The 22,310-nt window shown below is 69.5% G+C and carries 16 protein-coding genes and 2 riboswitches; of the genes, 4 read left to right on the top strand and 12 right to left on the bottom strand.

The window, feature by feature from the left end:
* Positions 1 to 180: 180 nt before the first annotated feature.
* On the top strand, positions 181 to 924 hold the full coding sequence (locus ABD134_RS10050; RefSeq protein ID WP_344229101.1) for a GNAT family N-acetyltransferase: 744 nt from the start codon (positions 181 to 183) through the stop codon (positions 922 to 924).
* A gap of 52 nt (positions 925 to 976) precedes the next feature.
* On the opposite strand, the gene ABD134_RS10045 is transcribed toward ABD134_RS10050, so the two are convergent.
* Complete coding sequence (locus ABD134_RS10045) at positions 977 to 2,665, bottom strand: cation:proton antiporter (protein ID WP_344229100.1); 1,689 nt, start codon at positions 2,663 to 2,665, stop codon at positions 977 to 979.
* Positions 2,666 to 2,781: 116 nt separating this feature from the next.
* A riboswitch (SAM riboswitch) is annotated at positions 2,782 to 2,901 on the top strand.
* Between the two features lie 12 nt (positions 2,902 to 2,913).
* Here ABD134_RS10045 and ABD134_RS10040 point away from each other — a divergent pair.
* The gene (locus ABD134_RS10040; protein ID WP_378108229.1) at positions 2,914 to 5,130 is read left to right on the top strand and encodes an AMP-binding protein; all 2,217 of its coding nucleotides are present in this window, start codon (positions 2,914 to 2,916) and stop codon (positions 5,128 to 5,130) included.
* A gap of 77 nt (positions 5,131 to 5,207) precedes the next feature.
* On the opposite strand, the gene ABD134_RS10035 is transcribed toward ABD134_RS10040, so the two are convergent.
* The 6 genes from ABD134_RS10035 to ABD134_RS10010 all read right to left on the bottom strand — a co-directional run bounded on the left by ABD134_RS10035 (position 5,208) and on the right by ABD134_RS10010 (position 12,211).
* Entirely contained in the window at positions 5,208 to 6,380 is a 1,173-nt protein-coding gene (locus tag ABD134_RS10035; protein ID WP_344229098.1) for a siderophore-interacting protein, read from the bottom strand.
* A gap of 134 nt (positions 6,381 to 6,514) precedes the next feature.
* A complete protein-coding gene (locus tag ABD134_RS10030; RefSeq protein WP_344229097.1) occupies positions 6,515 to 7,375 on the bottom strand; it encodes a siderophore-interacting protein in 861 nt (286 codons plus the stop codon).
* A 100-nt stretch (positions 7,376 to 7,475) separates the two neighbouring features.
* Positions 7,476 to 8,849: an LLM class flavin-dependent oxidoreductase gene (locus ABD134_RS10025; protein ID WP_344229096.1), complete on the bottom strand. Its 1,374-nt coding sequence runs from the start codon at positions 8,847 to 8,849 to the stop codon at positions 7,476 to 7,478.
* A complete protein-coding gene (locus ABD134_RS10020) occupies positions 8,846 to 10,276 on the bottom strand; it encodes an MFS transporter (protein WP_344229095.1) in 1,431 nt (476 codons plus the stop codon). Before ABD134_RS10020 ends, ABD134_RS10025 begins: the two co-directional genes overlap by 4 nt.
* A complete protein-coding gene (locus ABD134_RS10015; RefSeq protein ID WP_344229094.1) occupies positions 10,276 to 11,583 on the bottom strand; it encodes an acyl-CoA dehydrogenase family protein in 1,308 nt (435 codons plus the stop codon). Before ABD134_RS10015 ends, ABD134_RS10020 begins: the two co-directional genes overlap by 1 nt.
* Before the next feature lie 99 nt (positions 11,584 to 11,682).
* Positions 11,683 to 11,777: riboswitch (SAM riboswitch) on the bottom strand.
* A 68-nt stretch (positions 11,778 to 11,845) separates the two neighbouring features.
* Positions 11,846 to 12,211 (bottom strand): hypothetical protein, encoded by a 366-nt coding sequence (locus tag ABD134_RS10010; protein WP_344229092.1) that lies wholly within the window; start codon positions 12,209 to 12,211, stop codon positions 11,846 to 11,848.
* 205 nt (positions 12,212 to 12,416) lie between these two features.
* Between ABD134_RS10010 and ABD134_RS10005 the strand changes: the two genes are divergently transcribed.
* Positions 12,417 to 13,934 carry a DHA2 family efflux MFS transporter permease subunit gene (locus ABD134_RS10005; protein WP_344229090.1) on the top strand — a complete coding sequence of 506 codons (1,518 nt, stop codon included), beginning with the start codon at positions 12,417 to 12,419 and terminating at the stop codon, positions 13,932 to 13,934.
* Between the two features lie 46 nt (positions 13,935 to 13,980).
* Here the strand turns inward: ABD134_RS10005 and ABD134_RS10000 are convergent, their stop codons facing one another.
* The 5 genes from ABD134_RS10000 to ABD134_RS09980 form a co-directional block, all read right to left on the bottom strand.
* Entirely contained in the window at positions 13,981 to 15,954 is a 1,974-nt protein-coding gene (locus ABD134_RS10000; RefSeq protein ID WP_344229088.1) for a sugar phosphate isomerase/epimerase and 4-hydroxyphenylpyruvate domain-containing protein, read from the bottom strand.
* Between the two features lie 22 nt (positions 15,955 to 15,976).
* Positions 15,977 to 16,864, bottom strand: coding sequence for a shikimate dehydrogenase (locus tag ABD134_RS09995; RefSeq protein ID WP_344229087.1), 888 nt, complete (start codon positions 16,862 to 16,864; stop codon positions 15,977 to 15,979).
* Positions 16,865 to 16,917: 53 nt separating this feature from the next.
* Positions 16,918 to 18,717 (bottom strand): FAD-dependent oxidoreductase, encoded by a 1,800-nt coding sequence (locus ABD134_RS09990; protein ID WP_344229086.1) that lies wholly within the window; start codon positions 18,715 to 18,717, stop codon positions 16,918 to 16,920.
* An 87-nt stretch (positions 18,718 to 18,804) separates the two neighbouring features.
* Positions 18,805 to 19,653: a sugar phosphate isomerase/epimerase family protein gene (locus ABD134_RS09985; RefSeq protein WP_344229085.1), complete on the bottom strand. Its 849-nt coding sequence runs from the start codon at positions 19,651 to 19,653 to the stop codon at positions 18,805 to 18,807.
* 216 nt (positions 19,654 to 19,869) lie between these two features.
* Entirely contained in the window at positions 19,870 to 20,637 is a 768-nt protein-coding gene (locus ABD134_RS09980; protein ID WP_344229083.1) for an IclR family transcriptional regulator, read from the bottom strand.
* A 267-nt stretch (positions 20,638 to 20,904) separates the two neighbouring features.
* Here ABD134_RS09980 and ABD134_RS09975 point away from each other — a divergent pair, with 267 nt between their 5' ends.
* On the top strand, positions 20,905 to 22,302 hold the full coding sequence (locus ABD134_RS09975) for an MFS transporter (RefSeq protein WP_344229081.1): 1,398 nt from the start codon (positions 20,905 to 20,907) through the stop codon (positions 22,300 to 22,302).
* Positions 22,303 to 22,310 lie beyond the last annotated feature (8 nt).

Below are 22,310 nucleotides of genomic sequence, written 5' to 3'. Positions count from 1 at the left end.
GAGATCTGACTTTGCGGGCAGTAATCGGTGGTGTGTGCAGGACACCACCAATTACTGCCCGCAAAGTGGTGATCGCCTGAGGATCCCATCATCACGGCCGTGTCCTCTTCTGAGCCGGCTTCCTGACCGGCGGAATCCTCGCCTACCGTGGTCATCACCACCGCACGCCAGGAGGACCCCGTGAACGATCTCATCCCGCCTGAGCCCGTTGGCGCCCCGGTCACCGACACGCTCACCGACATCGTCACGGACCCCGCCGCGGTGGCACGGGTGCATGAGCGCCTGCTGGTGCCGAACTTCCCGCCCCGAGAACTGGTCTCGGTGGAGGAGTTGCTCGAGGACGTGGCCCGGGGCTCGGCCACGATGCGCGTGGTCGGCGAGGCGTCGAATCCCGTGGCCGTGGCCATCACCGCGACCTTCACCGGCTCCCCGGCCGTGCTGCTGAGCTACGTCGCCATTCGCGCCGATCAGCGGGGGCGGGGCGTGGGCACGACGCTGCTGTCCGGGTTGCTGGCCGGCATCACCGCGGACCCTGGGGTCTCCGTGGTGCTCGCGGAGGTGGAGCATCCCGCCCATCATCAGGCCCACCCCGTGCACGGGGACCCGGCCGCGCGGTTGCGCTTCTACGCCCGGCTCGGTGGGCTGATCCTGGACGTGCCCTACTTCCAGCCGCCGGTCGACGGGACGCAGGACGCCGTCTACGGCATGCTCCTGCTGGCCCTCGCCCCGCCGGAGCGCCTCGTCCGCGGGCAACGGCTGCTGCCGGAGGCGGGGCTGGCCGCGGCCCTGGAGGAGTTCATGGCCGGGACCGATCCGGAGCGGTATCCCGTCGGCCCCGTGCTGGAGGCCGCCCGCAGTCCCGAGGGCGTTCGGCTACTGACCGTCGAGGAGCTGGGCCGCGCCCCAGTGTCCCACCGCCCGTGAGCCGATCGCGGCCTCTGCCGGCGTCCATGGTCCGGCCCGGAACGCTGCGCGGCTAGGCCATCCGGGTGGACTCCTCGTCGATGAAATGCTGCGCCCGCCGGAGGGTGTGCGAGGAGTAGGTGCCGCCGGCCCGCGCGTCGAGCAGGACGGACTGTTCCACGTCCACGAGTTGGCGGCGCAGTTCGCGGTGCTGCTGGGCCTGGCCGTCGGGATCATCGTCATTGACCATGGCGGCCAGCGCCTCCGTGACGGCCAGGCCCCGGCTCCGGGTCCGTTCCAACACTTCTGGCGCGAAGGGTCTGCCGTTCTCCCGCAGCAGCGCCTGGTTGTCCAGGAAGGCCCGGCGGGCGGCGACGATCTCCTCGGCCAGACGGGTGACCTCACGGCCCTCGGCCTCCTCGCTGGTGCCCTTGATGCCGAGGACGCGGATCAGCAGGGGCAGCGTGCCACCCTGGGCCACCAGGGTGATGATGGCGACGGTGAAGGCGATCAGGATCAGTTCGGTCCGGTAGGGGATGTCCGAGGGAAGCGACTGAGCCGCCGCCAGGGTCACGGCTCCGCGCATCCCGGACCAGGCCAGCACGGCGCCACCACGCCAGCCGAGGCTGTGGGTGGCCTGGAACTGCGCGTCGGCACGCCACCGATGCAGCCGTGCCGCGCGCCGCGGGTTGGCCTCCTGATCGTCCTCGGCGACGGCCTCCAGGGCGGCGTCGAGATGCTCGGCGACCTCGGGGATCCTCCGCTGGCGGGCCCGGAGACGGGCGATCAGCGGGACGACGAACAGGATGCGGACCCCGAAGAGGATCACGGTGCAGGCGGCCGCGAGGGCGACGGCCATCCACAACCCCCGGCCGGAGGACTCAGCATCAGCGACGATCGAGGTGATCTCAAAGCCCATGAGCAGGAACACGCCGTTCTCCAGCAGCAACTGGATGGTCCGCCAATTGGTGCGGTCGGTGATGCGGTCCACGGCGCTGAAGCGTTTGGGCGCCTGATGCCCGGTGACCAGCCCGGCCGCCACCACGGCGATGACGCCCGAGGCGTGCAGGTTCTCCGCCGGCATGTACGCCAGGAACGGCACGGTCAGGGAGATCGCGGTGGTGAGCACCGGCTGCTGACGGATCCGGGACCGGGCCCCCACCGTGAGGGCCCCGATCAGCATCCCGACCGCCACGCTCGCGATGACCGCGTAGACGAAGTCGCCGATGGCGCCCCAGAACGTGATGCTGCCGGCGGTGGCCGCAATGGCGGTGCGGAGCATGACGAGGGCCGTGGCGTCGTTGACCAGCCCCTCCCCCTCCAGGATCATCACCAACCGCGGCGGCAGCCCCAGCTTCTTGCCGATGGAGGTCGCGGCCACGGCGTCCGGCGGGCTGATCACGGCCCCCAGTGCCACCGCGGCGGCGAAGCCGATGTCCGGCAGCACCCACCAGATCAGCCATCCGGTGGCGAAGGCGGAGGCGATCACGAGCAGGACGGACAGGGCGCTGATCGTCTCGAGGTCCCGGCGGAAATCCGTGATGGGGACGTTGACCGCAGCCGAGTAGAGGATTGGCGGCAGCGCGATCATGAGGATCCACTCCGGCTCCAGCAGGATCCTGGGCGCACCGGGGATCAGGCTGCAGCCGATGCCCACGATCACCAGCAGGATGGGCGCGGCCACGCCCAGCTTCGGGGCGAAGAGTGACACGAGGACGATGATCAGGACGCCGGCCACGGCCAGCAGCGCGAATTCTTCCATGGGCCCTCCCCGTTCCGGTGGCATGCCGTCACCGCTGCCCGTCCAGACTAATCCCGCTGCCGTAGCACGGCTTCACCGGTTTGGTCCGGCCCCGGGGCCCGGACGTACAGTGGAATCGACCATCCCGAGCGGCCGAGAGATCTGGCTCTGTGACGCCGCAGCAACCCGTGGTCGACGCCGGCCCCTTCCCGGGCGCGGTCTCGGCCACCAGGTGCTACCGCCAGATTCGATGGAAAGAAGGTTCTGTCTTGTCTGTTGCCCCCAACACCACCACCGAAACCGGCGCCCTCCCCGTTCCGCGGCCGAGCCCGTTGCCGGGCCCTTTGCCGGGCGGAGTCCTGAACTCCGCCGACACCACCGTCCACCCCGGCCGCCCCTCGGATCTGCTCCACGGCGGCCTCGGCGACGGCCAACCGGTGGACGAGGGTGACCGCCTGGCCTTCTGGGATCAGGCCGCACGCCGCCTCGACTGGGACACCGAGTGGCATACCACCCACTCGTGGACGGACCCGGAACCAGAGGCCGAGCGCGGTCCGGAGATCCGCTGGTTCGAGGGTGGCACCCTCAACGTGGCGGTGAACTGCGTGGACCGTCACGTGGACGCCGGCCGCGGGAACAAAGTGGCCCTGTACTTCGAGGGGGAGCCCGGCGACCGCCGCGCCGTGACCTACGCGCAGTTGCAGAAGGAGGTCAGCCAGGCCGCGAACGCGCTGATCGAACTGGGCATCGGGAAGGGAGACCGCGTGGTTGTCTACCTGCCCGTACTGGTGGAGACCATCGTCATCACCCTGGCCTGCGCGCGGATCGGCGCCGTGCACTCGCTCGTGTTCGGTGGCTTCTCCGCCGAGGCCCTGAAGTTCCGCGTCGAGGACACCGGCGCCAAGCTCCTGGTGACCTCCGAGGGCCAGTTCCGCCGCGGGAAGGCCGTCCCGGTCAAGGCCAACGCGGACGAGGCCGTCTCCGGCGAGAACAACATCGAGCACGTGCTGGTGCTCAACCGCACCGGACACACGGACACCAGTGAGGGCACGCTGAACTGGGTCGAGGGCCGGGACGTCTGGTGGCACGAGATCGTGGACCGCCAGCCCCAGACCCACACCCCCTCGTCCTTCGACGCCGAGACCCCGCTGTTCATCATGTACACCTCCGGCACCACCGGCCAGCCCAAGGGTCTGGTGCACACCTCCGGCGGATACCTGGTGCAGACCTCCTGGTCCTACGACTACCTGTTCTCCAACCCGGATCCCACCGCGCGGGAGCAGGACGTCCACTGGTGCACGGCGGACCTGGCCTGGGTGACCGCCCACACCTACGAAATCTACGGGCCGCTCTCCAACGGCGTCACGCAGGTCATCTATGAGGGGGTGCCGAACGCCCCGCACCCGGGCCGCCATTTCGAGGTCATCGAGCGCTACGGAGTCACCAGCTACTACACCGCGCCCACCCTGGTCCGCTCCCTCATGGGCTGGTTCCCCGAGGGCATCCCCGCAGACTATGACCTGAGCAGCATCCGTCTGGTCGGCACCGTCGGCGAGGCCGTGAACCCGGAGGCCTGGACCTGGGCGCGCACGCAGATCGGCCGGGACCGGCTGTCCGAGTTGGACCGAGAGGCACAGGCCGAAACCGCCGACGCCGGCACGCAGGTCCCGCGCGACGGTTCCGTGGGCGTGCCCATGGTGGACACCTGGTGGCAATCCGAGACCGGGGCGACCATCGTCTCCCCGCGGCAGGACGACGAGCGGTTCAAGCCCGGCTGTGGCTCCCGTCCCCTGCCGGGCGTGGACGTGGCCGTGGTGGACGACTCCGGTGCGCCCGTGGCCGCCGGCCTGCAGGGCAAGGCCGTGATCACCCGCACCGGCCCCTCGATGGCCCGCACCGTCTGGGGCAATCCGCGACGCTACTACTCCTCATACTGGAAGGACTACGCCGAGCAGGGTTGGTTTCTGGCCGGGGACGGCGCGAAGTACGACGAGGACGGGGACATCTGGATCCTGGGCCGCATCGATGACGTCATCAACATCTCCGGCCACCGCCTGTCCACCATCGAGATCGAGTCGGCACTGGTCTCGCACCCCGGTGTGGTGGAGGCCGGCGTCTGCCCCGTGCCGGACGCCAAGACCGGGCACGCCGCCGTCGCCTTCGTGGTGGCCCGCGCCGGATATGCCGAGGGACGCGGGTCCGCCGCGGCCGCTGGGACTGCTGCGGCCGGCGTCGGGACCTCCAGTGGCGAGGCCCCGCCCTCCCCTGCCGAGGAACTGCGCCAGCATGTGGGCACCGTGATCGGCCCGGTGGCCAAGCCGCGGGACGTGGTCTTCGTGCCGGACGTGCCCAAGACGCGCTCGGGCAAGATCATGCGGCGCCTGTTGACCCAGCTCTACGAGGGCACCGCCCTGGGGGACACCACGTCCCTGCAGAACGAGCCCTGCGTCGGGCAGATCGCCAATGTCATGGCTGCCCGCCGCTGAACGGTTGAGTCTGCAGGGATTCACGCAATCAGCCGCATAATGTGTGAATCGCTCCAGACTCAACGAGGCCGGGCGGCTTAGTCGTCGGCCTTGCCGTAGGTCCAGTATGAGGACAGGGACAGCATGTTGCGGTCCACGCCGCGTTCCTCGGTCAGGTGCCGGCGGAGGCGTTTGACCATGGACTTCTCCCCGTGGACGAAGGCGTGCACCCGGCCGGTGGGCCATTCGGTCCGGCCGATTCCCTCCACGGTGGCCGCCAGCTGCGAGCGCCCGAGCCGGTACTCGCCGCCACGGTGCAGCCACGTTACCTCCACACCCGGGGGCACGGTCAGTTCCCACTCGTCGGCGGGGCCGCCCACCTCGATGAAGACCTGCCCCGTGGCGTCCTCTGGCATTGCTGCGAGCGCGGCGGAGATCGCGGGCAGGGCCGATTCGTCTCCCACCATCAGGTGCGCGTCGGCGGTCGGGTCCGGGGCGTACTTGCCGCCGGGCCCGGCGAAGGCCACCTGATCCCCCACCTGCGCTGCCGCCGCCCACGGTCCGGCCACCCCAGAGTCCCCGTGCAGTACGAAGTCGATCACCAGGGTCTCAGCCTCGGCATCCACCGAGTGCACCGTGTAGGTGCGGCGGACCGGGCGCTGATGCTTCGGCAGTGACTTGCGCAGCGCCTGCACGTCGTAGGGCGGCGTCAGCCCCAGCACCGGGTCCACGAAGAGGATCTTGACGTACTTGTCCGTGAAGTGGTTGTCCCGGAAAGCGGCGAATCCCGGCCCTCCGAGGGTCAGCCGCTGGAAGTGCTCCCCGAGCCGCTCGGTGGAGACCACGTCCAGGACCACCTGTTTGCCCTTGCGGCGGTCCGACGAATCACGGGTCTCGACCGGTCCCAGTGCCCCCTGGCCCGCCACGCCCTCCTCGCTCTCGCCATCCGCGTGGCCGTACTGGCCGCGCTGGCCGTAGTCGCTGTGCTCGGGGTTCCCGGCATGCCGATGGCGCCGGCGGTGGTGGTGGTCGTACTTGCCGTACTTGTCCCGCTTCCCGCGCTTGCCCACGGTGCCTCCGGCCGCCACCTGCTCGCGCAACCGGGCCGCCTTCAGGGCGTACTGCGCCGCCTTGTAGTCGTACTTGGCCACGGCATAGCGTTCCCGGGCCGCCAGGTACCGCTCGTAGACCTCGGCGGCTCCCGGCTCGGGACTCCCGCCCGCCGGCTGGCCGCTCCCTGCCGCCGGGACATGCTCTTCTGTGCTCCCCATGGGTCCTTCCCGTGGCACGTCATCGTGCCTCACGTTCAGCCTAGGGTCTGCGCCGAGGAGCCGATAGGCGCGTCTAACAACCTCCGCGTGCCGGACCTCGCGAGTCCCGCCGCGCGTCGGACGGACGAGAGCCGTTATGCGTCAGTGAAGATCTGCCCGATCGGCTCGCTCTTCTCCGCCTGGAAGGCCTCCTCGGCGCGGCCGTAGGCCCAGTAGGCGGACAGGGACATCCGCCTGCGGTCCACCCCGCGGACGTCAGAGAGGTAGCGGCGCAGGTCCTTCACCATCTCCCGCTCGCCGTGGGCGAAGACCTGCACGTCACCCTCGCGCCACGGTGCCTCGATAACCGCGTGCGCCAGCTTGGTGGACTCCGGCGTGAAGATGCCGCCGCGGTGCAGCCAGGTGACCTCGACGCCCGCCGGGGCGGTCAGGGCGACCTCGTCCCCCGGCCCGGTGACCTCGATGATCGCGAGGCCGACCGCGTCCGAGGGCATGGCCTCCAGCGCGGAGGAGATGGCGGGAACGGCTGACTCGTCCCCGGCCAGCAGGTGCCAGTCGGCAGCCGGGTCGGGGAGGTACATCCCGCCGGGACCGCCGAAGGTGACGGGGTCGCCGATCCGGGCGTTGGCCGCCCAGGGGCCGGCGAGGCCCGCCTCCCCGTGTACGACGAAGTCGACGGTGAGGGTGCCGGCGTCGTGGTCCACGGACCGCACCGTGTAGGTGCGGCGCACGGGCATCTTCTCCGGGGACAGGGTGTCACGGAGTTTCTCCATGTCATAGGGCATCGTCAGGCCCAGCGCCGGGTCCGCGAACATCAGCTTGATGTACTTGTCCGTGGCGTCCTTGTCCTGGTAGTCCGCGAACCCCGGCCCGCCCAGCGTCAGGCGCACCAGGTGCGCGCTGATCCGCTCGGTGGCGACCACCTCGAGCAGGACCGGCGGCTTGGGCTGGCGCGGAGGACGGGCACCACCGCGCACGGAGGGAGACGTAGACATGGAGTCCTCTTTCGGAGTCGATGACGCATTCAGTTCGACCGTACGTCATGTCACGCCGGCACCCCCTGCGGTTACCCGGCGGGCGGAATCCGGGCGTTCATCAGCGCCGGAAGGCGGCACCGCGATGGTCGTCCGCCAGGCGCGGGCCGGCACCCAGGATCACCTCACGGAGGGTCCCGACGCCGGCCCCCTCGGCCGGCTCGTCCGGCAGCAGTCCGCGCCGCCGCAGCTCAGGGGACACCAGATCTGAGAACCGCTCGAGGTCCGCCGGACGCACGGCCGCCGAGATGTTGAAGCCGTCCACGTCCGTGGCCTCCTGCCAGCGGATCAGCTCGTCCACCACGGTCTGCGGAGAACCGGCGATCACCGGTCCGCGGCCGCCGATGGCGATGAACTCGGCGAGGTCCCGCACGGTCCAGGTCCGGTCCGGGGACAGCTTGGTGAAGGCTGCGAGCGCCGACTGGTTCGCCTCGGTCTTGATGAACTCCAGCGGGGCGTCCGGATCCGAGCCGTCCAGGTCCACCCCGGTCCAACCGCCGAACAGGGCCAGGGCGCCGTCGATGTCCACGAACTCCCGGTAGCCCTCAAGCCGGGCCTGGGCCTCCTCGTCCGTGTCCGCGACCACCACGGTGGCCATGGTGAAGATCCGGATGGCGTCCCGGGGGCGCCCACGCTCGGCCAGCCCGGCGCGGATGCCGTCCACCCACTGGCGGACGAGGGAGGTGGTGTTGCCGATCAGGAAGATGGCCTCGGCGTGGTCCAGGGCGAAGTCCTGGCCGCGCTTCGAGGCCCCCGCCTGGAACAGGAACGGGGTGCCCTGAGGGCCGGGATGGGTCAGGGCCTGGTCCGGCACGGAGAAGAACGTGCCACGGTGGCCCACGGGGTGGACCTTCTCCGGGTCCACGAAGATGCCGCGTTCCCGGTCGGCCACCACAGCCCCCTCCTCGAAGGAACCCTCGAAGAGCTTGTACATCACCTCCAGGTACTCGTCCGCGCGGTCGTAGCGCTCGTCATGCGGGATCTGCTGGTCCATGCCCAGATTCCGGGCCGCGGAGTCCTGGTAGGAGGTCACCACGTTCCAGGCGATGCGGCCGCGGGTCAGGTGGTCCAGCGTGGCGAAGGTGCGGGCCAGCAGGTAGGGCGCCTCGTAGGTGACGGAGGCAGTGATTCCGAAGCCGAGGCGCTCGGTCACGGCGGCCATGGCGGGCACCACCACGAGCGGGTCCAGCAGGGGAACCTGCACGCCGCCGCGCAGCGTGGCATCGGTGGAGTCCCGGTACACGTCATACACACCGGGGATGTCCGCCAGGAAGAGGGAGGCGAATCCGCCCCGCTCCAGGGTGCGGGCCAGCCCGGTCCAGTATTCGAGGGTGTCGAACCCGGAGACCCCGGACTCCGGGTGCCTCCACAGGCCCGGGGACTGGTGCACCGGGACCATCATGTCGAAGGCGTTCAGGAGGAGGGGGCGGGTCATACAGTCGTCCTTTCAGACGTTCTCTCGGCGGGACGTTCAGGGTCAGTCGCGGTGCCGGCTGTAGTGCCGGCTGTGGCATGGAGCTCGGGGGACAGTGCGGGATCGCCCACCACCGGGACGGCGTGCAGGTCTGTGAGCTCCGTGCCGCGTTGCTGGCTGGCCGGATCCTTCGCCGCGAGCGCGGCGGCAACCGAGATGACGGACAGCACCGTCAGGTAGCCGGCGATCAACCACGGGGCCTCCCCGCCAGCGGCGAACAGCAGGGCGGCGATCATCGGCATCAGCCCGCCACCCAGGACGGTGCCGACCTGGTAGCCCAGGCTCACGCCCGAATACCGGACGTGGACGGGGAACTGCTCGGCGAACCACGCCGCCTGCGGCCCGTAGATCGCGTCATGGATGAGGTTGATGCCCAGGATCACCACGAGGGGCAGGAAGGCGAGAGGGCCCGCGTCGAGGAAGGCGAAGAGGACCCAGCCGAAGACCCCGATGGCGGCATAGGCGGCCGCGGACAGGAGCCGGCGGCCGATCCGGTCGGACAGCCAGCCCCAGAACGGCGTGGAGAGCAGGCCGATGGCCGAGGCCACCATCACCGCGGTCACGCCCGAGGAGCTGTCCCCCCGCACGTCCCTCAGGTAGGTCAGCATGTACACGGTGATCAGGTAGTAGATGGCGTTCTGAGCCAGCCGCAGGCCGATGGTGACCAGCAGAGGACGCCGATGGTGCACCAGCAGCTCCTTCAGGGGGGCCTTGGCCACGTTGCCCGAGGCCTGGTGCTCCAGGAATTCCGGGGCATCAGCCACGCCGAGCCGGATCCACAGGCCGACGGCCACCAGTAGGGCGGAGAGCAGGAACGGGATGCGCCAGCCGAAGGCGGCGAACTGCTCGGCGCTCATGATGTTCTGCATGATGAAGAACGCGCCGGTGGCCAGCAGCATGCCGGCGGAGGAGCCGATCTGGGTGAAGGATCCGAAGAATCCGCGGTGCCGTGCCGGCGCGTGCTCCACGCTCAGCAGCGCGGACCCGCCCCATTCGGCCCCGGCGGACAGGCCCTGGAGGATCCGCAGGATGACCAGCCCGACGACGGCCCACCAACCGATGACCTCGAAGGTGGGCATCAGCCCGATCAGGGTGGAGGCCACCCCCATCAGCACCAGGGACGCGACCAGCAGCGCTTTGCGGCCAATCCGGTCACCCAGGTGGCCGGCGATGATCCCTCCCAGCGGCCGGGCGATCACCCCGACGGCGAGGGTAGCGAAGGAGGCGACGATGCCGCCGAGTTCGGTGGCCATCGGGAAGAACTGGACGTTGAAGATCAGCGCCGCGGCCGTGCCGTAGAGGTAGAAGTCGTACCACTCGATGGTGGTGCCAGCGAAGGCGGAGGCCAGGACGCGCTTCTTGCCGGAGACGATGTCCTTGGCGCCCATCAGACCTGGCCGCCCTTCGCATCGCCGATCGCGTTGAGCCCCTCGGGCAGTGTCCCGTTGATCCAGTAGTCCCCCAGCGACCGGGCCCGGAAGGCGATGGGGTTATGCGTGGCCACGGTCTGGGCGTTGCGCCAGTGGCGGTCCAAGGCCTTCTTCGTGGAGGTGGCGGAGGCACCCACCGTGAGGAACAGGTCCTGGGCGGCTCCGATGCCCAGTTCCGGCACCGTGATGGTGGCGTGTTCGATGGCCAGCTCGGAACCGTAGAGCTCGGCCGGCACGTCACCGGTGAAGTCCGGACGGTCGGCTCCGACGGCCTCGGCGGCGGCGATGCCGGCATCCAGCGCGCGGGCGGCGTGGAGCACCGTGGCCTCGGCGGTGAAGGCCTTCCCGGCGATACGGCCGGCGGCCTCCTGGATCAGCGGATCCTCACGGAACGGCAGGCCGGAACCGGTGTTGAAGGTGCGCTTGCGGGAGGCGATGGTCGCCACGGCATCCCGGCGGGAGGCGCGGGCGATCCCGGCCAGGACCGCCAGCAGCACGAGCTGGAAGAAGGCGGCCTCGTGGACGGCCTCGGCGGATCCGGGGACCCGATCGAGCACCCCGTGGGCGGGCACCGTGACCTTGGTGAAGGTCGCCGTGCCGGTGCCCGTGAGTTTCTGACCGAATCCATCCCAGTCGTCCTCCAGGGAAACTCCCACGGCATCGGTGGCCACCACGGCGAACTGCCGGCCGTCGAGCTGGGCGCCGTCAGCGTCGGCCCGGGCAGCCGAGACGCGGGTGTAGTCGGAGAAGATGGAGGCGGTGGCGTAGAACTTCTGCCCGTTGAGCTCCATGCCGTCGGAAGTCCGGGTCAGCGTGGTGTTCAGACCCCCCAGCGCATTGCCGCCCTTCTCCGTTGAGGCGTTGCCCACCGTGGCGCCGGCCAGGACCAGCGGATACCAGGCGTCCTGGATCTCCCGCGGCTGGAAGCGCAGGGCCTCGAGGAAGCCGTAGTGGGAGCGGTAGATGTGGGCCACGTTGGAGTCGGCCTCAGCCAGGTCGATCAGCAGGTGAAAGAAGTCCTGGAGGCTGACCTCCGGACCGCCATGGACCACCGGGACCCGCAGGGTCCCGAAACCTGCCTCGTCGAGGCTCCGGACGGCGTCGAAGGGCAGCTCGCGGTTCAGCTCCCGGGCCAGGGACCCCGCCGCGATGTCATCGAACAGTGGCTGGAAGTGCCTCTTGAGGCCGGCGTAGTCCGTGGGGAGGCCGTCGCTGAGGTTCGCGCCGGGCCGGGCGGCGGCGATGGTGCGGGGCGCTGCGGTCATTCGGTGGTCCTTTCGGTCTCACCGAAGGATTCCCATGGCGGGACCAAGCGAGCCGGCCATTCGGGTGGCATCGTTCAGGGAACCGCTTGAGCCGTGGGATCTCCATCGGTCCTGGCGGTAGCACCCGTCTGGGGAATTGCCACGGGTTGCTGCGGCGTCGACGAGCCAGGTCTCTCGGTCGCTCTGGATGGTTACCCGCCCACGTTAACGGACATCGACGCTCCTGTGTTGTGTCCGGCGTCACGTCGCTTCACACAAGACATCAGCCCACGCTGAGGCGCAGCTCCTCCGGCGCGGGAAACGGCAGGTGGAACACCTCGGCCTGGGCACCTACGGCGGAGGCGGCCCCGAACTCGTCGGCGACCACCACGATCCCGTCGGGGCTGGCCTGGCTGATGCGCACGGGACGCTCGGTCCCGTCGGCCAACCTCAATCGGTGACGGTCCGCGAGGTAGGCCAGGCCCCGCGCCTCAAGGGCCTCCTCCGCCTCCAACCAGTCGACCGGAGCCGCCCCCACCGGGAAGCCCAGGATGTCCCGGGGAAGGAACCCGTCGCCGTCCGGAACGATCCACCCGACTGGCTCACCGTCCTCGCGACGGTGCTCGATCCAGTCTCCGGGAAGCGTCATGCGACAGACGGTAGCACCAGGCACTACGTCCACGAGAGCGTGACCAACTCCTCGCCGCACGAAGCAGGATCGGATGGGGCGCTCGCACGGGAATAACGGCAGACTGGAGGTGGTTGCCTGTCAAGGGCCCAGAGGCCCCGACGTTGTCGCCATGAGGAGCCCACCGGCTCCTCATGGCTTTGTGAAGAGAGGAACGCCGTAGACCATGCCGGCTACCGAGAAACCCCAGACCACCCCCGCCGGCGCTGCATCGCCGACCGCGGCTTCCAGCCTTCCCCCGGGAGCCAGCCGAGTCATCTCGCTGCTCGTCGTCGCGGCCTTCGTCGTGATCCTCAATGAGACCGTCATGTCCGTGGCGCTGCCGAACCTGATGACCGAGTTCGCCATCGGAGCCTCCACGGCCCAGTGGATCACCACGGCGTTCATGCTGACCATGGCGGTGGTCATTCCCATCACCGGCTACCTGCTGACTCGCCTGCCCCTGCGCACCGTGTTCATCATCGCGATGTCCAGCTTCCTGCTCGGCACCTTGCTCGCCGCCGTCGCGCCGACCTTCTTCGCACTGGTCCTGGGCCGCGTGGTCCAGGCGATCGGCACGGCCATCATGATGCCGCTGCTGATGACCACCGTACTGAACGTGGTCCCCTCGAACCGCCGTGGCCGGACCATGGGCGTCATCACCATCGTCATCGCCGTGGCCCCGGCCATCGGCCCCACCCTGGGCGGCATCATCCTGGATGCGCTCAACTGGCGCTGGATGTTCTGGATCATGCTCCCGATCGCCGCGATCGCGCTCGTCCTGGGCGCCACGATGATCCGCAACGTCACGGAGACCCGGCGTCTGCCGCTGGACGTGCTCTCCGTGGTGCTGGCCGCGCTCGGTTTCGCCGGGTTGGTCTTCGGCCTGAGCAGCATCGGCTCTGCCGCCGAGGGCAGCGCGCTGATCTCCCCCTGGATCCCGCTCACCGTGGGTGCCCTCTCCCTGGCGGCGTTCACCTGGCGCCAGCTCGGCCTGCGTGACCACGCACTCCTGGACGTCCGGGCCTTCGGCACCTCCACGTTCACGATCGCCCTGCTGATGATGTGCATCGGCATGATGGGCATGTTCGGCACCCTGATCACGTTGCCGATCTACCTGCAGACGGTGCTGGGCCTCGATGCCATGCACACCGGGCTGACCCTCCTTCCCGGCGGCCTGCTCATGGGCGTGATGGGGCTCTTCGTCGGTCGGTTGTTCGACCGCATCGGAGCTCGCCCGCTGGTGATCCCCGGGACTGCCATCGTCGCCACCGCCCTGTGGGGGATGACCACCCTGACCGCGGACAGCGGCCAGGGGACCGTCATCGCCTGGCACATGATGCTCAACGCGGGCCTGTCCTTCATGTTCTCGCCGCTGATGACGGCAGCCCTCGGCTCTCTACCGCGTCGGCTGTACTCGCACGGCTCGGCCATCCTGTCCACCCTGCAGCAGGTGGCCGGTGCCGCTGGCACCGCCGTGTTCATCACCGTTATGACCACGTTCACCCTCAGCGGCACCGCCGAGGGTGCCGAGGTGGTCGAGGCCACCATGACCGGCATCCACAACGCTATGGTCTGGGGCGCGGTCATCGCGCTCGTGGCCTTCGCCGGGTCCTTCTTCGTGAAGTCCGTCCCGGCCGATGAGGAACCGGACGCCGTGGCCCACTCCCCGGCCCCGGCACCGGAGAGCACTCCGGTCCACTGACCCGTCGGTCCGTCCATCCGGCGGTCGACAACGGGGCGGGGACGGGTTACTGGCGGTCCAGGTCGTACTGGGCGGCCAGCCGTACGGGTGCAGACCCGGCGCCGTAACCCTCGTAGCCGTCCCGGCGCTCGACCACCTCGAAGAACACGGTGCCCACGGTGCGGGTGTAGAAGTGCAGGAACTCCCCGCCCTCGTCCCGGTCGTACATCACGTCGTTCTCCCGCAGCTCGGTGAGGAATTCCTCGTCCAGGGCGAACCGCGCGGCCAGGTCCTCGTAGTAGTTCGACGGGACGGGCAACATACGCAGTCCCCGGGCACGGGCGCGGCGAGCCACCTCGACGGCGTCCGAGGCGAGGAACGCCACGTGCTGCGGGTAGGCGGCCTTCAGCCGGAGTTCGTCGTGGTCGACCTGGCCGGTGACCGTGCGCGTGGTGGAGGACCGTCCCGGGTCCAGGCCGTGCGGGATGAGGTTCAGCGGCACCCGGACGGCACCGTCCGGAGTGCGCATCACCTCGGAGCGCACCAGGCCCTGCGGGGAGGGGACGTCATTGCTGACCTGGGCCTCGAGCCCGAACAACGAGCGGTAGAACAGTACGCCCTCCTCGAACCACTGCCAGGGCTGGGCCAGGTTGACGTGGTCGATCCCGAGGATCAACCCGTCCCCGGCCACGACGCCGGCCGGTTCTGTCCCGGCCCCAGCGTCACGGGGCGCTTCGGCGCCGGCGAACCGGCCGCCGTCGTTCCGACCGTATTCGGCCACCCACTGGGGTGCGGCGGCCGACGTTGGCGCGAGGAAGACCTCGGTGCCGTCCGGGGCCTGCACCCCGCGCAGCACCATCTCGTCCGCCCGGTTGGCCCGCCAGGCCTTGGGGTAGTGCAGGGCACGGGCGTGATCCGCGGTGGTCCGGGGATCCGGAACCTGCAGGCCGATCGAGGCGATGACGGAGCCGCCGGCGTGTTCCAGCGGCGCCTCGGTGCGGTCATTGGTGACCACGCGGGCATTGCCGGCCGAGAAGAGGTGGACGTCCTTGGTGCGGTGGCGTCCGTGGTCCGCGAAGCCCAACTGCGTCAGCACCTCGGCCAGGTCCGCGGGTTCCGCGGCACGGACCTCGGCGAAGTCCCAGCCGGTGGGGTGGGCGGGCAGCTCCCCCGCCTGGGCGTCGTCGAGCCACTGCAGGGAGCGCATTGCTTCCCGGGCCGTGCGGACGGACTCCGTCTGGCGGTACACGTCCGAGAAGACCTCCAGGGAGATCGGCCCCGCGTAGCCGGTCGCGTAGAGCTCCCGCATGAAGGTGACCAGGTCGAAACCGCCCTCGCCCGGGAAGTTGCGGTGGTGGCGGGACCAGGACAGCACGTCCATGAGCATGATCGGAGCATCCGCCATCTGCACGAAGAAAATCTTCTCCCCCGGGATCGCCCGGAAGCCGCTGACGTCCCCGCGGCGGGAGAGGATGTGGAACGAGTCCAGGCAGACGCCGAGGTTGGGCCTGCCGGCCTGTTCCACCAGGGACCAGGCGTGCTCGTAGGTGTTCACGAACCGGCCCCAGGCCAACGCCTCGTAGGCGATACGGATCTGGTAGCGGGCGGCGAGATCAGCCGCGCGGCGGAGCTGGCCCACCGCGACCTCGTCCTCCCAGCTCGTGGCGGTGCCGACGTTGGAGCACAGCAGGATCAGATCCACGCCCAATCGCTGCATGAGCTGGAACTTGCCCTCGAGCCGGCGCAGGTTGTCCTGGAAGACGCTCTCCTCCACCCCCTCCAGGTCCCGGAACGGCTGGTAGAGGTCCAGGGTCAGCCCGAGTTCCGCGGCGAGGTCCCGGACCTGCTCCGGGGACAGCGGTGAGGCCACCAGGTCCGGCTCGAACACCTCGATCCCGTCGAACCCGGCCTCCGCGGCGGCGCGCATCTTCTCCTCGAACGTTCCCGCCAGACAGACGGTGGCGATTGACGTGCGGGACATGCGGATGGGCTCTGCGTTCACGGCGTTGGCGGCGTTGACGGCGGGGGCACTCTGGCTCATGCCATTAACCCTACGTCGGTTCTCAGCCCTGCTTCGCGGCGACGAGCTCGAGGAAGTGGGCACGCACCCGTTCGGGATCGGCACTGAGCCCGGTCATCAGGCCGAAGGCGTCCAGGGCCTGGCCCACGGCCATCGTCCCGCCGTCCACCACCTGGCAGCCGGCCGCACGGGCCGCCACCACCAGTTCGGTCTCCACCGGCAGGTACACCACATCCGAGACCCACAGCTCGGGGCGCAGCCACGCCGCGTCCACCGGGATGCCGGGGTGGGTGTGCATCCCCACGGGCGTGCAGTGGGCGAAGCCGGTGGCAGAGGCCAGGGCGTCCTGCAGGTCGGCATGCGGGCGGGCCGTCACCCGCTGGTCCGGGAACTGCTCCTGCAGGTCGGCGGCGCGGGTGGTGGCCCGCTCGAGGTCGAGGTCGATCAGGGTGAGCTGGCTCGCCCCGGCGCGCAGGAGTGCGTAGGCCACGGCCGAGCCGGCCCCGCCGGCGCCGAGCTGGACCACGGACCCCAGGTCAGGATCCGTCAGGGTGTTCTTCAGCCCGGTGATGTAGCCGGAGTAGTCGGTGTTGTGGCCCACGGAGCGGCCGCTCCGGAACACCACGGTGTTCACCGCGCCGAGATTGCGGGCGTCCTCGTCCACCTCGTCCAGGTGCTCCATGATGGTCTGCTTGAACGGGTGGGTGATGTTGAACGCGTTGAAGCCCAGCCGCCGGCCGTACTCCATCAGCCGCGGCGCCTCGTCATGCGCCGCCTGGCCCTCGAAGCCCAGCGCCGCCACGTCCACCGGACGGTAGAGGTAGAGGAGCCCGTGTTCGCGCCCCTCCTTCTCATGCATGGGCGGGCTCAGCGACGTCGTGATCCCGTCCCCGATCAATCCGACCAGATACGATTCCCCGACGGTGCTCATGCGTACTCCTTCTTGGTGTTCGTTCCCGGTGGCCGCCCTTAACGGTAGCCCTGTCAGGCCGGGGCCTGCGTCCCGTCGTCCTCGTAGACCGTGGCACCGGCCAGGTGACGGCCGGCCAGGTAGCCGAAGGTCAGGGCGGGGCCGAGGTTGATGCCGCCGGCGGGGTAGAAGCCGCGCATGATCGAGGCGTGGTCGTTGCCCGCCGTGTACAGGCCCTCGATGGGCGCACCGTCAGCGTCCACCACCCGTGCCTTGGTGTCCGCGGCGATCCCGGCGAAGGTGCCGAAGGAGCCGGGGAGCACGTGGACGGCATAGAACGGCCCTTTCTCGAGCGGGGCCAGGGACGGGTTGGGGCCCACCTCGGGGTCACCGCCGTAGCGGTTGAACGCGGTGGCGCCGCGGGAGAACTCAGGGTCCTTGCCGCGCCGGGCATCCGCGTTGAAGTCGGCCACCGTCCGGGCCAGTCCCTCCGGATCGATCCCGCACTTCTCGGCCAGCTCCTGGATCGTGTCCCCCTTCACGAGGTAGCCGGTCTTCAGGTACGGGGTCAGCGGCATCGGGATCGGCTTGGCGAAGCCCAGCGAGTAACGCCGGATGGCGGTGGAGTCGGCGATCTGCCAGGATTCCACCGGGTCGCCTTGCCGCGTGGCCGCGAGCATCCCGTCCACATAGTCGTAGTAGCCATTGGCCTCGTTGACGAAGCGCCGGCCGTCCCGGAGCACGCCGATGGATCCGGGTTTGGCTCGGTCCATGATGTGCGGGAACACTCCGTGCCGGTTGCCCGGGTAGGGCACCAGGGAGACGGGGCACCATGCGGCTGGTGCCTTCATGTCCGCGTCGAACACACCGCCGGCGGCCAGCGCCAGGTCCAGTCCGTCCCCGGTGGTCTCCTCGGGGGCCAGGGTCCAGTGCTCGTTGCCCGTCGGAGTCCGGGGGAATACCTCCCGACGCCGGCCCACGTCCTGGGGAAATCCTCCGGTCGCCAGGACCACGCCGCGCTGCGCGCGGACGTACCGGCCGCCGTCGGGAGAGCCAATGATGGCCCCGGTGATGCGGCCTTCCGCAGACCGGACGAGGCCCTGGACCGGGGCGTTGACCCGGATGTCCACCCCGAGATCGTCGGCGGACTTCATCAGGCGGCCGGTCAGCGCCGTGCCGTTGACCAGGTGCATGGACCGGCCCCGGGTGACCATGTCCAGCACGTGCGGGACCACGCGCTTGACCGAGTGGATCCAGCCCTCTGGCTTGAGCTTGGAGGCCTTGAGGAAGGTGGAGAGGTCCTGGCCGGCCATGATGCCCATGCCGAAGAAGGAGGTGGGGTAGTACTGGCGGCGCATCTTCTTCAGCAGAGCCGGTCCGAACTCCTTGGCGTGCACGGGGGCCGGGCCCACCGAGCGGTTGCCGGTGCCCGCGCCGGGCAGGTGGCCGTAGATGTCGTTGATCTTGGCACCGGTGACGAAGCGCATGAAGGTCTTGGTGTGGAAGAACCCGACCATGTGGGGCACCGCCTCGAGGAAGGCGTCGATCTTCTCCCCGGCAGCCTCGGTGTACCGATCGCCGAGCACGGCCCGCAGGTAGTCGCGGAACTGCTCGCGGTCCTCGTCCACGCCCTCAGCGCGGGCCAAGGCGGTCCCGGGAGTCCAGGCCCATCCGCCGGACCAGCTCGTGGCGCCGCCACAGACGGGTGCCTTCTCAGCGACCATCACCGACAGTCCGTGATACGCCGCCGTCACGGCCGCGGCCATCCCCCCGGCGCCGGAACCGGCGACCAGGACCTCGATGTCCTCCACCGGGATGTCCAGCGTGAGGGCCTCTTCCTCGGACAGGAGGTAGGGGGTTGCGGTCTGGGGCATGGGAGTGTTCTCACTTCTCTTGCTGCGGATTTCTGGCGGTCGGTGTCGACGGCCGCGGGCCATGCGGGACGACGGCCGGCGGGGAAATCAGCGCATCGCACGCTCGCCGAGGAGCACGAGGGCGGCCGACTTCAGGTGATCTGCCCAATCCTGTGCTCCCAGGCGCGCGACGGCGGCGTCGTTCGGGACCTCCAGCGAGACGGGCAGCTGGGTGCCGGCCCGCGGTGTCTGCGCCAGCCCGAGTTCCAGTGCAGCCAGGACTCCGGCCAGCTCCAGGCCGCCCTCGCCGGGGACCAGACGAGCAGACCGGGACTCCTCCACAAGCCCCTCGCGGTCGGCAGGCCGCTCGGCCGGGGCGTCACAGAGCTGCACGAGCGGTGCTCGGCAGGCGGCTGCGGAGAGTTCCTCCGCGGTTCCCTCGAACCGGCCCACATGCAAGGTGTCCACCAGGATGTCGCACCCGGCGTGCACGGCGAACTCGTCCGCCATCGGTATCGAGGCGACCGTCTGGTAGCTGATGGGCTCCAGCGCGGGGCTGATCCCGAAGGCGCGCCCGTCCTCGGCCATCTGTGCCAGGGTGTCCCTGGCCCGCGAGAGGTCCGGATCTCCGCACGCCACGGTCAACGACTCGGCACCGAGTGCCTGACCGGCCTCGAACATCCGCATCCAGGCGTCCCGCTGGTCCGAGCCGTCCAGCAGGAGGAATTCGATGTCCTTGACCCCCACTCCCGTCTCGGCCATCCGCGTCAGCGTCTCGGCCAGCAGTGAGGATCCCGGCTGCATGTCGTAGGGCCTCTCGGCCGCAGTCACCGGACGTACGCGGACGCCCACGAAATCGAAACCTGCCTCGGCCGCGTGCTGCACGAGGTCGGGTGGTGACACCGAGAGCAGTGACAGGGGTGCCAGGCCGATCAGGCGTCCGTTGGCAGCTGGCATCGGGGGTGACCCACTTTCTGAAGGGTGCGTGATGGTGCGGGTTGGAACGCAGGCGCCCCGCGTCACCCCTCATGTAACCCGCTTCACACCTCGCAGGCCACCACGCGTCCCATTGAACAGGATATGCGGTGAAGCGTGTCACAGGGTTCGCGACTCATGCCCGGGGCTCACCCTCAACTCCGAACCGGCACCCCCAACCCGGCCCCCTCGACCGCCTCAGTCGCGCGGCAGATTCCCGACCATCCCCGAGAGCCCTCGAGTGGCAGAGAGCAGCACGGGCACCTGCACCTTGAGGTTGACGTCCGCCATGGTCTGCACGATGGCGAGCGCGCCCAGCACCTTCCGGTGCGCGTCCAGGATCGGCGCCGCGAGGCCAGCCAGCGACCCCACCAACACCCCGGGCAGATGGACATACCCGTCCACCCTGGCCTGGGCCAGCCGGCGCCTCATATGCCCCTCGGTGACTCCCGACTGCAGCGCGCTGGGGTCCCAGGGCATGGACAGGATCCGCTCCTGCACCGGCGCCGGCGAGAAGGCCAGCATGGCCAGTCCGGCTGAGACGGAAAGGGCCGGTTGGCGCAGGGCCACCTTGGTCAGGTCCTCCTGGGCCCCGCGGTGGGTGAGCCGCTCCAGGTAGACGATCTCCGCCGTCGACTCATCCAGGATGGAGAGACTGACGTTCTGCTTCAGCGTGACGTGGATGGCCTCCATGAACGGCAGGGCCACCTGGGAGAAGGCCTGGAACCGAGTGCCACGCTGGCCCGCCTCCCACAGGGCCAGGCCGATCCGGAAGCGGCCGCGGCCCGTGCGGAAGAGCAGGCCGTCCTCCGCCATGGCCGAGGCCAGCCGATGGGTGGTCGACGTGGACAGCCCGGCCCGCTCGGCCAGCTCGGCAGCAGAGAGCTCACCGTGATCGGCGTCGAAGCATTGCAGCAGGCGCGCCACCCTGGACACAACGGATTCACCGGACCTCGAGTTCGCCACCGTCACGTCCTCTCGTCAACAAGGGGAACACATCGGCACCACGTCGACGCCTGAGTACAGCGACAAGCCTAGCCCATTCAATGGGCTGTGTTTTGGCAGGGCCAGGGCGGGAGGGGAAGGCTTCTCTGAAGCACCGTGACCGCGTTCACAGCAACGAGTGTCATCGGCCACCTCCTCGTTCCGATGGTTCGACCGCCCCGAGCAGGACTCGCGGAGGCGGCCCCGGAACCGAGGCTGGCCACGACCACGTCCCCCCTGGGAGAACACATGAGCACCACCCTTCAGCAGGACACCAGCGGCGCCCTGGAGACCCTGACACCGGAACAGCAGGAATACCGGATGGCCCGCGCCAAGCGGGCCGGCTGGTCCGCCTTCCTCGGCGGCGCCCTCGAGTACTACGACTTCTTCGTGTACGCCACGGCGGCCTCTCTGGTCTTCCCCCACATCTTCTTCCCGGACACCGGCAGCGACGCCCTGACCATGGTGGCGTCCTTCGGCACCCTGGGCGTGGCCTACGTGGCCCGCCCGTTCGGAGCCATCGTCTTCGGTCACCTCGGCGACCGGATCGGCCGCAAGTCGATCCTGCTGGCCACGTTGCTGCTGATGGGCGTGGCGACTTTCCTCATCGGTGTGCTGCCCACCTACCAGCAGATCGGCCTCTGGGCCCCGATCCTGCTGGTGGTGCTGCGGTTGGCCCAGGGCCTATCCGCCGGTGCCGAGATCGCCGGCGCGTCCGCATTGAGCACCGAGGAGGCCCCCGTCGGCCTGCGCGGGTTCTTCCCGTCGTTCTCCATCTCCGGCATCGCCGCCGGCATCGTCCTGGCCTCCCTGGCCTTCCTGCCGATCACCGCCATGGACGAGGCCGACCGCCTCAGCTGGGGATGGCGCCTGCCGTTCCTGGCGTCCATCCTCGTGCTCGCCGTCGCCTGGTTCGTGCGCCGGCAGCTCGCCGAACCCGAGGACTTCCAGGAGACCAAGGACGCCGGCGAGCAGGAGAAGGCCCCCTTCCTGGTCATGCTCAAGACCCACCCGGTGCAGTTCGTGCAGATCTCCATCCTGTCCCTGCAGGTCGTGACCAACACCCTGATGCAGGCCTTCGGCCTCTCCTACGCCACGTCTGTGGGCATCGACTCCTCCACCATGCTGTGGGTGACCATCGTCGGCAACATCGTGGCCATCTTCACCACCCCGGCGGCCGCGTACCTCTCGGACCGGATCGGCCGCAAACCGACCTTCATCGCCGGCACCGCCACCACCGCCGTGATGATCTGGGTGTACTTCAACGCGATCGCCACCGCGAACATCGCGCTGATCTTCGTCACCTCCACGATCATCCTGGGCGTCACCTACGCCATGTCCAACGCCGTCTACCCGGCCTGGTTCTCCGAGCTGTTCAACGTCAAGGTGCGTTACTCCGGCGTGGCCGTGGGCCTCCAGGTGGGCATCTTGGTCTCCGGCTTCACCCCGATGATCGCCACCGCCCTGGTGGGGAACAACTATGAGAACTGGGGCCCGGCCGCCTGGCTCGTCACCGGAGCCACCGTCCTGGCGACCCTCGTGGCCCTGACCACCCGTGAGACCTACAAGACGCCGTTGCGCGAGCTCGGCAACCCGGTGTCCGACGCGGAGATCCAGGCCGGCCTGCACCACGGCTCGAAGCGCTAGGGTCGTGA

It is taken from the genome of Citricoccus alkalitolerans, from assembly GCF_039528175.1.
In the GTDB taxonomy this organism is placed as follows: domain Bacteria; phylum Actinomycetota; class Actinomycetes; order Actinomycetales; family Micrococcaceae; genus Citricoccus; species Citricoccus alkalitolerans.
Note: the sequence above shows the minus strand (reverse complement) of the source record. Positions and strands in the feature narration are given on the sequence as shown.